The 14,147-nt window shown below is 38.5% G+C and carries 12 protein-coding genes; 4 read left to right on the top strand and 8 right to left on the bottom strand.

The features are described from left to right. Positions 1 to 3 precede the first annotated feature (3 nt). Positions 4 to 1,788: an arginine--tRNA ligase gene (argS, locus tag Q763_RS00910; RefSeq protein ID WP_035130056.1), complete on the bottom strand. Its 1,785-nt coding sequence runs from the start codon at positions 1,786 to 1,788 to the stop codon at positions 4 to 6. 357 nt (positions 1,789 to 2,145) lie between these two features. On the opposite strand from argS, the gene Q763_RS00905 reads away from it, so the two are divergent. Continuing rightward, complete coding sequence (locus Q763_RS00905; protein ID WP_035130053.1) at positions 2,146 to 4,545, top strand: TonB-dependent receptor domain-containing protein; 2,400 nt, start codon at positions 2,146 to 2,148, stop codon at positions 4,543 to 4,545. 107 nt (positions 4,546 to 4,652) lie between these two features. Here the strand turns inward: Q763_RS00905 and Q763_RS00900 are convergent, their stop codons facing one another. The 3 genes from Q763_RS00900 to Q763_RS00890 form a co-directional block, all read right to left on the bottom strand. Continuing rightward, the gene (locus tag Q763_RS00900; protein ID WP_035130050.1) at positions 4,653 to 5,174 is read right to left on the bottom strand and encodes a L,D-transpeptidase family protein; all 522 of its coding nucleotides are present in this window, start codon (positions 5,172 to 5,174) and stop codon (positions 4,653 to 4,655) included. A gap of 1 nt (position 5,175) precedes the next feature. Further along, the gene (locus Q763_RS00895) at positions 5,176 to 6,189 is read right to left on the bottom strand and encodes a 3-oxoacyl-ACP synthase III family protein (protein WP_035130047.1); all 1,014 of its coding nucleotides are present in this window, start codon (positions 6,187 to 6,189) and stop codon (positions 5,176 to 5,178) included. Between the two features lie 127 nt (positions 6,190 to 6,316). After that, on the bottom strand, positions 6,317 to 7,276 hold the full coding sequence (locus Q763_RS00890) for an ABC transporter ATP-binding protein (protein ID WP_035130044.1): 960 nt from the start codon (positions 7,274 to 7,276) through the stop codon (positions 6,317 to 6,319). A 306-nt stretch (positions 7,277 to 7,582) separates the two neighbouring features. Here Q763_RS00890 and Q763_RS00885 point away from each other — a divergent pair, with 306 nt between their 5' ends. Continuing rightward, positions 7,583 to 8,194 (top strand): hypothetical protein, encoded by a 612-nt coding sequence (locus tag Q763_RS00885; protein ID WP_157499252.1) that lies wholly within the window; start codon positions 7,583 to 7,585, stop codon positions 8,192 to 8,194. 52 nt (positions 8,195 to 8,246) lie between these two features. Here Q763_RS00885 and Q763_RS00880 read toward each other — a convergent pair whose 3' ends face one another. Both Q763_RS00880 and Q763_RS00875 read right to left on the bottom strand, forming a co-directional pair. After that, the gene (locus tag Q763_RS00880; RefSeq protein WP_052123169.1) at positions 8,247 to 8,936 is read right to left on the bottom strand and encodes an OmpA family protein; all 690 of its coding nucleotides are present in this window, start codon (positions 8,934 to 8,936) and stop codon (positions 8,247 to 8,249) included. Positions 8,937 to 8,965: 29 nt separating this feature from the next. Then, a complete protein-coding gene (locus Q763_RS00875) occupies positions 8,966 to 9,415 on the bottom strand; it encodes a lipocalin family protein (RefSeq protein ID WP_035130036.1) in 450 nt (149 codons plus the stop codon). A gap of 357 nt (positions 9,416 to 9,772) precedes the next feature. Here Q763_RS00875 and htpG point away from each other — a divergent pair, with 357 nt between their 5' ends. Continuing rightward, positions 9,773 to 11,659 (top strand): molecular chaperone HtpG, encoded by a 1,887-nt coding sequence (gene htpG, locus Q763_RS00870; RefSeq protein ID WP_035130033.1) that lies wholly within the window; start codon positions 9,773 to 9,775, stop codon positions 11,657 to 11,659. A gap of 66 nt (positions 11,660 to 11,725) precedes the next feature. On the opposite strand, the gene Q763_RS00865 is transcribed toward htpG, so the two are convergent. Further along, positions 11,726 to 12,949, bottom strand: a complete 1,224-nt coding sequence (locus Q763_RS00865) for a DUF6051 family protein (RefSeq protein WP_035130031.1) — start codon at positions 12,947 to 12,949, stop codon at positions 11,726 to 11,728. A 128-nt stretch (positions 12,950 to 13,077) separates the two neighbouring features. On the opposite strand from Q763_RS00865, the gene Q763_RS00860 reads away from it, so the two are divergent. Further along, entirely contained in the window at positions 13,078 to 13,485 is a 408-nt protein-coding gene (locus Q763_RS00860) for a DUF2721 domain-containing protein (RefSeq protein ID WP_035130028.1), read from the top strand. Positions 13,486 to 13,535: 50 nt separating this feature from the next. On the opposite strand, the gene Q763_RS00855 is transcribed toward Q763_RS00860, so the two are convergent. After that, positions 13,536 to 14,141, bottom strand: coding sequence for a murein L,D-transpeptidase catalytic domain-containing protein (locus Q763_RS00855; RefSeq protein WP_035130025.1), 606 nt, complete (start codon positions 14,139 to 14,141; stop codon positions 13,536 to 13,538). Positions 14,142 to 14,147 lie beyond the last annotated feature (6 nt).

Below are 14,147 nucleotides of genomic sequence, written 5' to 3'. Positions count from 1 at the left end.
TTATTACATTCTTTCAGGTACACCTATACCTAACAGAGCAAAAGCAGATTTTATTGTCTCACCCACTTTTTTAGACAGCTGTATCCTGAATATTTTTTCGTTTTCTACTTCAGAACCCAATATGGTTACAGTTTGGTAGAAAGAATTATACTCTCTTACCAACTCGTAAATATAGTTGGCTATTAATGCCGGACTGTGACTTTCGGCAGCATTTTGTATAACTTCAGGATACTGAGCAATTAACTTAAGTACTGTTTTTTCTTTTTCGTGAAGCACCACATCAGCACTGCTTAATGGCGCAGAAAAATCAAAATCAGCCTTACGGATAAGCGACTGTATCCTTGCATAAGTATATTGTATAAACGGACCTGTATTACCTGCAAAATCTACCGATTCCTCCGGGTTAAACAGTATTCGTTTTTTAGGATCTACTTTTAATATGTAATATTTTAAAGCTCCCATACCTATTGTTTTGTATAGTTCAGCTTTTTCTTCTTCGCTATAACCTTCAAGTTTACCAAGCTCTTCAGATATCTGCTTTGCGGTAGCTGTCATTTCATCCATTAAATCATCAGCATCTACAACAGTACCTTCACGGCTCTTCATTTTTCCGGACGGAAGATCAACCATACCATAAGACAGGTGATACAGATTTGCAGCCCAGTCATATCCTAGTTTTTTAAGGATTAAGAAAAGTACCTTAAAGTGATAATCCTGCTCGTTACCCACAGTATAAACCATACCTCCTACATCCGGATGATCTTTTACACGCTGAATAGCAGTACCTATATCCTGAGTAATATATACCGATGTACCGTCAGAACGAAGCACCAGTTTCTCATCAAGTCCTTCATCTGTAAGATCTATCCATACAGAACCGTCTTCCTTTTTAAAGAATACGCCTCTTGCCAACCCGTCTTCCACTACATCCTTACCTAACAGGTAGGTATTACTCTCGTAGTAGTAGCTATCAAAGTTAACACCAAGGTTTTTATATGTAGTTGCAAAACCGTCGTAAACCCACTGATTCATTTTTTTCCAAAGCGTAACAACTTCGTTATCTCCTGCTTCCCATTTACGAAGCATTTCCTGTGCTTCAAGCATCAGCGGAGCATTCTTTTTAGCCTCTTCTTCGGTTGAACCCTGTGCTACCAGCTTATTTACCTCTTCTTTGTATGCCTTATCAAACTCCACATAAAAATTACCTACAAGCTTATCCCCTTTTAAGCCTGTACTTTCGGGAGTTTGCCCGTTACCGAATTTTTGCCATGCCAGCATCGATTTACAAATATGTATACCCCTGTCGTTAATGATTTGGGTTTTATATACTTTTTTACCCGATGCTTTTATTATCTCGGCTACCGAATAACCCAAAAGGTTATTACGCACGTGACCTAAGTGAAGTGGTTTATTTGTATTTGGGGAAGAATATTCTACCATTACAGCCTTGTCTCCCGGTTCCGGAGATAACAGTCCGTAATTCTCATCTTCTTTTATATCATTAAAAAAGTTTACATAATAGGCGTCTGCAATAACAATATTAAGGAAGCCCGACACTACATTGTATCGGTCAACAATCTCTGAGTTATCTGTAAGGTACTGGCCTATTTTATTCCCCAGCTCTACCGGATTGCTTTTTACAAGCTTTAGCAGCGGGAAAATAACTATGGTAATATCGCCTTCAAACTCCCTGCGTGTTGCCTGTAGTTCAACCTTTTCAAGGGTTACACCAAACAATTCATTTATCGCTTTTTCGATATGGGAAGTAAGTATTTGTGACAATGCCATTTTTATAATGTTTTTAAGCCTGCAAAGATAAAATATTTGCCTGACAGGCTAAAAGGAAAACCCTTAAAATAATTACCGCAATCATATTTTAAATTATAACCTCACTATACCCCTAAAACAAACCTACCACACAACCCTGCAAATAATTAAAACAAAAACTATCCCCCTATAAATGAGCACTTTTAAAAAAAGAAGAAAAAAAACATGTTAAAATATGTAACATTTCCTGCACTCTATTGTCTTATGTGTAACAAAGCGGATAAATAGATTTAAAAACGTTTTGGAGGATTTTGTGTAGTGTATATGTTTTAAAAACTACACGAAGACATCATCAATCATCAATCAATTTTCGAACAAATGAAATTCAAATTGCTTTTTGCGCTCCTGTTTGGGAGCCTATTCTCTATGTATGCTCAAAACCCGGGCAGTATAACGGGCGAGGTTAATGATAAAAACTCTAAAGAACCTCTTCCATATGTTAGCATAGTTGTAAAAGACGGTGACAAAGTAGTTACCGGAATCATTACAGACGACAACGGTAAGTTCAATATCAAAAACCTTCCGCTAGCTAAATACTCTGTTGAAGCCCAGTTTATGGGATACAAAACCTTTAAAAGGGACATTACTCTTGGCGAGGCTGTAAAAACGTTTGACATGGGTACCATCACTCTTACTGAAGAAGCTACCCAGTTACAGGAAGTGGAGATTGTTAAGGAAGTATCTACCATTGAACAGAAACTGGACCGCAAGGTTATCACCGTAGGTCGTGACCTTACTACCGCGGGAGGAACTGCCGGTGAGATTATGAACAATATACCTAGTGTAAATGTAGATCAGGACGGTAACATTTCCCTTCGTGGCAACCAAAATGTAAGAATACTTGTAGACGGAAGACCTACTAATATTAGTCCGGCACAGTTATTAAAACAAATCCCTTCTACCTCTATCAAGAAAATAGAACTTATAACCAACCCTAGTGCAAAATATAATCCGGAAGGTATGTCGGGTATCATCAACATCATCCTGCACAAAAACACTAACGACGGGTTTAACGGAAACTTCAACTCTGGTATCACCTTTGGTAAGGTACCTAAATACAACAATTCGCTTGATATGAATTACCGTTCAGGCAAAGTGAATTTCTTTACCAATATGGGTAATAACCTGGGTAAACGCTATAATTGGGGAGAAGTTTACAGAAATAGTCCAGACCTTAACTCATTCCAGGATTTAGACATCTATAATGATAACGAGAACTACTTTGGTAAATTCGGACTTGATTTTTACATCAATGACAATAACACTATTTCTGCGTACGTAAACCTGAATAGTTTTGATGCCGATTCAAGAATAGATATTGGTATTGATTACCTCAATGATACAGAAGACGACACTTCACAAATTTCTGATTTTGTTAGCGGAAACCACAACAACACTTACAACCTTGCTTACAAACATAAATTTGATAAAGAAGGCCATACTCTTGATTTTGAAGGAAACCTAAACGATACCAAAAGTGCTCAGGCAGGTGTTTATAATATTGTTGCAGGAACCACTCCAAGTAACTATGTGGACAGGGTTGAAGATACACGTCAAAATGCGACTTTAAACCTTGATTATGTAAATCCGCTTAGTGACAAATCAAAACTGGAACTGGGTGCCGAGGCAAGATTAATCCGCTCAGACAACGATTACCAAACAACCAACCCATTAATCATCGATCCGGTTTCTGATTATTCATATGATGCCGATATTTATTCTGCTTATGCAACATTCGGACAAAAATTTGAAAAGTTCGGGTATCAGGTAGGAGCACGTTTTGAGAGCTATAAGGTAAAAGCAAGGTCTGTAACCGGTAATGTAAATTTTGATGACGACTATATTACCGTTTATCCTTCGGCTTACCTAACCTATAGCCTTGACCAAAAGAATATGTTTCAGTTAAGTTATAGCCGTCGTGTAGACAGGCCAAGTTTAGAACAAACAAAACCTATAAGGGAGTTTTCTACACCATTAATCACTTCATTAGGTAACCCGGAGCTTGAGCCTCAGTTTACCAATTCGGTTGAACTTAACTATACCAAAATGTTTGGTAAAGGGTCTTCAATCACAGGGGGTGTATTTTACCGACTGATAAACGACGAGATTAGCAGGGTTTTATATCCTGATGAAACCACAGAGAATCAAAACGACCAGATAATGAGTTTTGACAACTATGACAAAAACAACTCTTATGGTTTTGAACTTTCGGCAAATTACAGAATCGCAAAGTGGATAGACATACAACCGGCAATCGATTTTTCGAGTATTTCGCAAAAAGGTGCTGTAAGTATACTGCAACCTGACGGAGAGTATGATTTTGTAATCAAATCGATAGACGCAAATGCTTTTAACGCAAGGTTGAACGCAAACATGAGAGTTAACCAGAGATTAAGCTTTATCCTGTTTGGTTTTTACAGAGGCCCTGTAAACGGAGTACAAAACAACAGTAAGGAAATGTATAAGATAGACTCAGGCGTTCGTTACAGCCTTCTTGATGATAAAATGTCATTAAGCCTACGCTTTAACGACATGTTTAAAACCATGCGTTATGCCTTTGACAGCCAAAACCCGTTCCCGCAGGGAGGACAGTTCCGTTGGGAAAGTCAAACGGTTTATTTCAACCTGAACTACAGGTTTGGTGGTGGTAAAAACAGAGCTATGCAACGCAAGTACCGTGACAACAACACAAAACAAAGCAGCGGAGGCATGTTTTAAACAACATATAAAGTAAACAAATAGAGTGAAATTTAGTTTTTTTCAATCATTTGAGATTAGTAGTTAGTTAAAAGAAAATCCCGGAACAATGTTCCGGGATTTTTATTTTAAGGCAGTATTTCTATTACTGCATTTTCTTTTACCGCTGTGTAAAGCTCATCTATCTCTTCATTGGTTACCGCAATACAACCGGCTGTCCAGTCTTTCCAGCGATGAAACTTACCTATATACCCCCTGTCGTTTCTCAGTCCGTGTATCTTAATAAGTCCGCCCGGAGATTTACCCTGTTTTGCAGCAAACTCCCTGTCGACCTTATTCGGATACGAAACTCCAAGATTTTTATGATAGGCACTGTTAGGATTCCGTTCGTTAATACTGTAAACACCCTCGGGAGTTTTATTGTCCCCTTCAAACTGTTTATGCCCTAACGGATTTTTCCCTAACGAAATGGCATAGGTTTTTAAAAGAGTATCACCATTGTACGCAAGCATTTTCCTTTTTGATTTGTACACCACTAACCTGTCTACCACACTGCCTTTAGACAGTGTTTTTTCGGGAAGGAAATAATACACTCCCAAAACAACAGGGACAGATAACATTCCTAAAAGAATCATCCTGCGAACTTTCATTTTACCATTTTATGATAGCACTACCCCAGGTAAATCCACTACCAAAAGCTGCTAGTACAACCGTATCACCTTCTTTAATCTTACCTTTTTCCCACGCTTCGGTTAATGCGATAGGCACAGAAGCCGCAGTGGTATTACCATACTTCATGATATTGTTATATACCTGATCGTTACTTAAACCGAATTTCTGCTGAATGAACTGAGAAATCCTAAGGTTAGCCTGGTGAGGTATAAGCATATCAATATCTGAAACCTGCAGATTATTAGCATTCAAACCTTCGTTGATTACTTCACTGAAACGTACTACAGCATTTTTAAATACAAACTGCCCGTTCATGTACGGGTAGTAACTCTCATCATCAGGGTTATTTTCAGCTAAAATATCAGTAACCCATCTCTTACCCATACCCGGAGCTATAAGTGCTAACTCTTCAGCATGCTGCCCTTCCGAATGAAGGTGTGTAGAAAGGACACCTTTAGTATTATCTTCTTCTCTTGTTAGTACCGCAGCACCTGCTCCGTCACCAAAAATAACCGAAACACCACGTCCTCTGGTAGTCATATCCAGACCTGTAGAGTGTAGTTCAGAACCTATAATAAGTATATTTTTATACATACCTGTTTTTATGAACTGATCGGCTACCGAAAGTGCATATATAAAACCCGAACATTGGTTTCTTACATCAAGAGCACCCACGGTTCTTTTCAAACCAAGATCCCTTTGTACAAGTACACCTGGCCCTGGAAAATAATAATCAGGACTAAGGGTTGCAAATATTATAAAATCGATATCTTCTTTATCTATACCGGCACGCTCTATAGCAACTTTAGCAGCTTTTACCCCCATAGTTGTGGTAGTATCACCACCGCCTTTTACTACATGCCTTCTTTCTTTTATACCTGTACGTTCCTGAATCCACTCATCATTAGTATCCATTATTTTGGAAAGGTCGTCATTAGTAACCACGTTCTCCGGAACATAATAGCCTAACCCTGAAATCTTTGAATTATACATAAACTGATTGTTTTATTAAAAATGCAGGCGCAAAAATAAACATTCCTTAAAAAGGAAGTGTAAATTAACTTATTTTTTAATTAATAGCAAGACATTTAACCTGTTGCTTTACAGCATATAGCAGGCATTAACTAAAAGCATTTCTGTCTACTGCTAAATCGACCTCACTATTTACAGGCAACTCCTTATAATGCTCAAAAAACACTACCTGCCTGTTTAAAGCCGACTTTATCAAATAACGATTCCCTTTAAAGTAACATTGCTTTACCACTACTTTAAGCGGTCCTTCTTCCACCACCTTTAACTGGTGCGGATAGATTAACACCGTTTCTTCAGGGTTTTGTGTCAGCGTTAAAAGCTCAAGTTTTATTTCGTTTACCTCTCCAAAAAGTGAAGCAGTATATTTATCTGCCGGATTGTAATAAATATCTTTTGATTTGGCTTTAGAAAGCATCCTACCGCCTTTTATTACAATGGTTTCATCGGCAAAAGAAAGAGCATCGGTACTGTCATGCGTAGCTACTATACAGGTAACACCTTTTTGTTTTAGGTAAGCAAAAAGATTTCTGCGTAGTGCGTTTTTCCTGAAGTTATCAATATGACTAAAAGGTTCATCCAGCAACAAAACTTCAGGTTCAAGTGCCAGCACTTTAGCCAATGCTATACGCTGTTGCTGTCCTCCGCTAAGGAACTGCGCCTTAACATCGGCAAACTCCCTCATCTCAACAATATCAAGCAGCTCCATAATACGCCTCTGCTTTTCTTCCGGATAAAAATTAGAAAGGAAAGCTCCAACATTTTCAGCCGCTGTAATATAAGGCATCAGATCAAAATCCTGCGCAAGATATTTCATGTAAGACATACCCGGTATTAGATTGAACTTAGGCCCAAGTACAGGCTCTCCCTTATAGGTAATTTCTCCTTCCTCAATATCATATAAACCGTATATAAGTTTAAGCAGGGTACTTTTACCGCATCCGCTTTCGCCTATAACAGCTATATTTTGCCCGGTTTTTACAGTAAAACTCAGGTTGTGCAGTATGGTTTTCTCAGTATAACCAAAGGAAATATTCTTTACAGCAAGCATTGAAAATTATAAATTTTAACCCTGCAAAAGTAAGTGATTTAAGGCAAACTAACAGGCTTATAAAAAATAATAAGGGCACAATCTCAAACGAGGAGAAAGCACCCTTATCAACCTAACCAATAAATAAACAAACTCATTCGTGAATCATCACTTTATAATTATTTTACCAAATGCATATTTGATAAAAACCAACTTGTTTAAATATATATACGTGAAAAATTGTTAAACGGTTTTTAAAATTTTAAATTCTTCAAAATATTTTTTCTTTCTTTATCCCCACCACACCATAACTCATTAAAATACACTATGAAAAAGACCATCACACTTTGTATGTTGGCGCTCTCTTTTTGCGCTTTTTCTCAAAACAAGTCAGATCAGTATTCATTGGAAGCAGGTTATGGAGCCAGTATTCCTGTGGCTCGTTTTTCTGATTATTCCCATTATGAATTTGCCTTCAGATATATGATTGACGAAAGCTGGGGAATTAAATTTGACTTTGGATCAGACAAATTCAGGAAAGATAATGTTCCTAATTACGGCTCAGATTATACCCGTTTTTCGGTACAGGCAGTTAATAATCTGGCAAGAACATTAAATCTTAAAAACCATAGCGACACCCGTTTCAATTTACTGGCACATGCAGGGTTGGGTTATGCCAACATCAAATCGATGAGATATCCTGCAAAAGATAATGTAGGACTTATTATGCTGGGAATTACGCCTCAGGTAAGAATTACCGACTGGGTTGCCTTTCATTTAGACGCTACCTATATAATGAACTTTAGTCAGGATTATGACTTTAACGGTGAACGATATTCAAAAGAAACCGATCCGCCATCGGTAGGAAAACTTTTAAACCTTTCTGCCGGACTTACCTTTTACTTAGGTAAAAACAAAGGCGATGCCGACTGGAGATAAAATAAAAAAGCAGCCTGATGGCTGCTTTTTATTTGTATAGTTCAGTTAGAAATTACTGAGCCTGTTGCTTAGCATCTTCAACCATTTTTTCGTTTGCAGTAATGGCAAATTCCACACGTCTGTTTTTGCTCATACCCTCTTTAGTATCGTTTGATGCAATTGGATCTGCCTCACCACGACCTACAGTATTAATACGCTCACCGCTAATACCTTTACCTACAAGGTATGTTTTTACCGAAGCAGCTCTTTGCTCAGACAGTTTTAAGTTATACTCGTCACTACCGCTACTATCTGTATAACCGAATATCTGGATATCTGTATCAGGATACTCGTTAAATACAGGTACCAGTTTATCAAGGTTACCTTTTGCTGTAGAAGTTAGAGATGACTTGTTTAAATCAAAGTTAACCGAGTTCTCACCCAGTGTAATTTTAATACCCTCACCTACCCTTTCAACATCGGCACCAGGTAAAGCCTCGTCGATATCACGAGCCTGCTTATCCATTTGGTTACCAATTACACCACCGGCTGCACCACCTACAACACCACCAATAATAGCACCAAGGGCAGTATTACCCTTACCTACATTATTACCAATGATACCGCCAATAATAGCACCACCTGCGGCACCAATACCGGCACCTTTCTGGGTATTATTCATATTCTTTGTAGCCTCACACGAGGTAAAACCTATACTGAAAATAAAGGCAAAAGCCATTAAATAAATTTTCGTCGTTTTCATAAATGCTGTTTTTTTGTTTTATTGATTTATTACATTCTGTTAAACTGGTACACCACATCTACAGTTTTACCACCTACGTTTACTTTATCAACCAGCTGGAATGAACTTTCCGTTTGGTTTCTTACCTGTAAATAGTATCCCTGAGAAACTCTTTTTGCTTTTTCTCCTTCGGTTATTTTAAGGGTAAAAGCACCTTCTTTAGTTACACTCCATACAATAGGACTTGTAAATGAAGGGCATCCTGCCTTAGCAAGGCTCATTTCCCCAGTGTTATTATTACTAACAAACTTCCATGAGCTTCCCACAAAACATTGTGAGTCGGCAACATCAAAAGAAGTCACTTTTATATAATCAGATCCCGGATAAGACACCTGTGATATTGTCCAGTTCCCCTTAATTCCTACCTGCGATTTTTGATCCAGTGAAGAACACGAGGCAAGGGCAATAACACACATGCATAAAAACAATACTTTTTTCATAACTGCTATTTTAAGTTTTAGGTTATATACTCACTTTTCAATGAATAAAGTTAATCAGTTTTTAGGTTATCAAACAATAGAGGTATGCGTTTTTTAACAGGAATTATCGGTTAATTTAACACACTTGTTTTTAGCACTCCGGTAAATCATTAGCTGTCAGGGGGATTGTAGGGAATCCGGTTCGCAACAAGGGCTAGAATTAATTTTTTCTTAAAACCCTGTTTTTTTAACATATAAAAACGGCTGTATTACTGACAAACCATGCCCTAAAATGTCAATTTGTCACCAAACCCGTCTTGGTATTTTATTTGAGTAAGTACTCACATCAATATTTGCAAAATAAAATCAAACAATACTATGGCAACAGGAAAAATTAATGTTTCGGTAGAAAACATATTTCCCCTAATCAAGAAATTTTTATACAGCGATCACGAGATTTTTTTACGTGAGCTGGTATCAAACGCAACCGATGCTACCCTTAAACTAAAACACCTTACAAGCATAGGTGAAGCCAAAGTAGAATATGGCAACCCTGTTATTGAGGTAAAACTGGACAAAGAGGGTAAAAAACTTCACATCATTGACCAGGGAATTGGTATGACAGGTGAAGAAGTTGAAAAATACATTAACCAGGTAGCTTTCTCGGGTGCAGAGGAGTTCCTTGAAAAATATAAGGACACTGCAAAAGACTCGGGTATTATTGGCCACTTCGGTTTAGGTTTCTACTCTGCCTTCATGGTGGCCGATAAAGTAGAGATTATCACTAAATCATTTAAAGATGAGCCGGCTGTACACTGGACGTGTGACGGTAGCCCGGAGTTTACTCTTGAACCAAGTGACAAAACTGAAAGAGGTACTGAAATTATCCTTCACATCGCTGAGGATTCTACCGAATTCCTTGAAGAGCGCCGTATAAGCGAACTGCTTAAAAAGTACAACAAATTTATGCCGGTGCCTATTAAATTTGGTACCCGTACAGAAACACTTCCAAAACCGGAAGATGCTCCTGAAGATTACAAAGCCGAAGAAATTGAGGTTGATAACATTATAAACAACCCTAACCCGGCGTGGACTAAACAACCTAGCGAACTTAACGATGAGGATTACAAAGCCTTTTACCATGAGCTTTACCCTATGCAGTTTGAGGAGCCGTTGTTTAACATCCACCTTAATGTAGATTATCCCTTTAACCTGACAGGTATTTTGTATTTCCCTAAACTTTCTGCCGACCTACAGGTACAAAAAGACAAAATACAGTTATACCAAAACCAGGTATTTGTTACCGATAACGTAGAAGGTATTGTACCGGAATTCCTTACCATGCTTAAAGGTGTGATTGACTCTCCGGATATTCCGCTAAACGTATCACGTTCTTACCTACAGGCAGACGGTGCGGTTAAAAAGATATCTAACTACATTACCCGTAAGGTAGCCGATAAACTTAAATCATTGTTTACCGAAAACCGTGAGGACTTCGAGAAAAAATGGAACGATATTAAAATTGTACTGGAATACGGTATGCTTAGCGAGCCTAAATTCTATGAAAAAGCAGGTGCATTTGCATTATACCCAACAGTAGATGATAAATACTATACTCTTGAAGAACTGAAAGAAAATCTTAAGGAGAACCAAACCGATAAAGACGGCAAACTGGTAATTCTATACGCTAGTGATAAAGATGCTCAGCACAGTTACATTGCCGATGCTAAAGAGAAAGGTTACCAGGTACTACTACTTGACTCACCTATCGTATCGCACTTAATCCAGAAGTTAGAGGCCGACAACGAGAATGTGACCTTTACCCGTGTGGATGCTGATCATATTGATAAGCTTATCAAAAAAGATGACGAACAGATCTCTAAACTAAGCGACGAGGAAAAAGAAAAACTAAAAACCGTACTGGAAGAGATTGTACCAAAAACAACTTACAGTGTACAACTTGAGGCAATGGATAGTAGTGCTGCTCCATTCAGGATTACACAGCCTGAGTTTATGCGCCGTATGAAAGAAATGAGCCAAAGCGGCGGCGGTGGTATGTTTGGTATGGGTAACATGCCGGAAATGTACAACCTTGTAGTAAACACTAACCACGAACTTACCTCAAACATTTTAAACAGTGGAGATAAAGCACACCAGGAAGCATTAGTGAAGCAGGCGCTTGACCTAGCTAAACTATCGCAAAATCTGCTTAAGGGTGAAGACTTAACCGCGTTTGTAAAACGTAGTTTTGACCTTATTAAATAAGACTATTAGAAAATAGACTTGAGATAATAGACCTGCAGCGAAAGTTGCAGGTTTTTTTATTTAATCTCACCCCAAAAAAGCAGCAGCCTTTTTCATGGTATCCTCAAAAGAGGCATTAATCTCTTCCTTAAACTTTTGCGTTAACGGGAAAGGCACCATATGGGTATACGGGTGGTTAAAATCCTGTATATCTACATCAACCTTTATATTCCTGTAACCGCCCTGTAGGGTATTTAAAGCTTCGGCGGGTGGTGCTACCTCATCCTTTTCCAATACTACGGCTTTTATGCGTGTGGCAAGTTCGCCAAACCTTTTTTCACGTTCTTTCTGGAAATGGTTGTAACGTACCATGGTTTTAAACCAGCTTTCTTCGGGGTGCAGTTCGGTATCCTGATAATGCCCCAGCCTGCCATCGGTAGCGAAGTTAGAACTTAAAAACTGGGCAAACGACTTTTGCATGGTTACTGCCGCATGGGCATCCATAATGTAACGGGAAACGGGGAACATACGGTCTATGGTCATCCCTCCGCAAAAACAAAATAGTCGGGAGTTGTCAAATATATTCTTAGGATTACCCATCATCATTATCAGTGCCAGGAAAGAGCCTATAGAATATCCAAACAGGTCAATCGAAGCATCACTGCTTATCTCGGACACCTTATTAGCTTTTATATCATCTGCCAAACGGATAATGTCTGAATAGGTTTGCATACCGCTCCAAAACAAACGCTGAGGGTTAGCATCCATACGCGAACTGATTGCCGCATTTACATACGAGCATTGCGTATTATCACGCGAACGTTTCTCACGCTCTTCGGCAACGGCAAACATCAGCTTCCTGTCACTCCATACCTCAGGAGCCCTGTCCATATGGAAAGCAATAGGAAATAGTATTACCGCCTTACCCGTATCCTGCGTAAGCTTATAAGCCCATGGCAGGTACTTGTCCCATGTTTTTTCGTTAAGTCCGTGTAGCAGTATTATGGCACCGTTAGCCCTTTCCTGCCCCGCCTTACGCACTATGGTATATTTAAAACTGTTGTTTTCGTTTATCTCATGGTCGGTTACATCCACTATGGTATTTTCGCCTGTACCGCCCGGTTCCACGTCATCAAAAGCATGATCGTGCTTACTGCAAAACAGGGAATCACTACCCGGCAACATTTGTTTGGCATCTGCCGATGTAAACGAATAATGCGACATGGTAATATCAAGTTCGGGTACAAATGAGTTATCTTGTTTTTGGGAAAAAGACTGTTTTAAAAGTGTATAAATATCGTGGTACAACATGGCGGTTGGATTTAAACTTAAATAACGAAATAAGGCGCAATTGTATTGTAAGACATAATTACGAAAAATGATGTTAATAAAATTTTAAAAGCCTTATCTTTATATCACTATTCAATCAGTGTTTTGTTATGAATCTTCCATTGGAAACTCCGGCGCTATTATTTTCTGCCACCTCACTTATACTACTTGCTTACACCAACAGGTTTTTGACCATAGCCACCATTGTACGCGGACTTAAAAAAAACTATGAAGAAAACGAAACCAAAAGCATACTGCTGGAAATTAAAAACCTCAACAAACGGCTTACGCTTATCCGCCAAATGCAGATGTATGGTGTATTGAGCCTTTTCTTTTCGGTTTTTGCCATGACACTGCTTTTTATAGGCAGTAACTTGTGGGGCACTTATATTTTCGGGTTAAGTCTGCTGTTATTACTGGCTTCACTTGCCGTATCGTTTTGGGAAATAAGCATATCGGTAAAAGCATTAAGGGTTCACCTAAGCGATTTGATTGAAGAGGCGAAGAAACACAGTTAGTTTGTGGGTTTAATTACCCATAAACAAATAAACAGATTAACAAACACACTCTATTCTATAATCCAGAGTAAAACCGGCTTGGCTGTCTGTTTCAGTTTCTCGTCCAGTTTTTTCATAAACTTATCGGACACCGCAGGGCACCCCCAACTAAGCGGACTGTATTGCGGATAGATTTCCCTGTTAGATACCGCATCCCAGGAGTGTAGTACCACTACCCTGTCGACTGCATTATTATTGGTTTCTTCAAGTCCGTGTAGCCAGTATTTTACATTTATACCCCACGAACTGTAATCACGATTACCTATTCTATACTTCCCTTTTGAAGAACAATGACTATCGGGCGTATTACTGAATTTGGCTGTTTGGTATTTGTACGGATTCTCTTCAAACTTATCACAGCTACCATGGGTTACAATATTTTTATCGGTCACAATGGTATCCTTAAAACTGTAAACAAAAAAACGGTTCTTGCCCGAATGTATACTCATATCTACCAAAAAGTAATAATCTTCACAAAAGCCTTTTTCTTTACAAAAATTAAGAGCTTCGGTATGTGTAGCAGTATAATCTTTTTCAGCTTCCTTAGCTTCTTCTTTTTTATTCCCCGAACAGCTAAAAACAGAGAGAAAAAACAACAGGTATAATTTGGCAGTCATATAGTT

It is taken from the genome of Flavobacterium beibuense F44-8, from assembly GCF_000769915.1.
Lineage (GTDB): Bacteria > Bacteroidota > Bacteroidia > Flavobacteriales > Flavobacteriaceae > Flavobacterium > Flavobacterium beibuense.
This window is presented reverse-complemented; position numbering and strand designations above follow the sequence as displayed.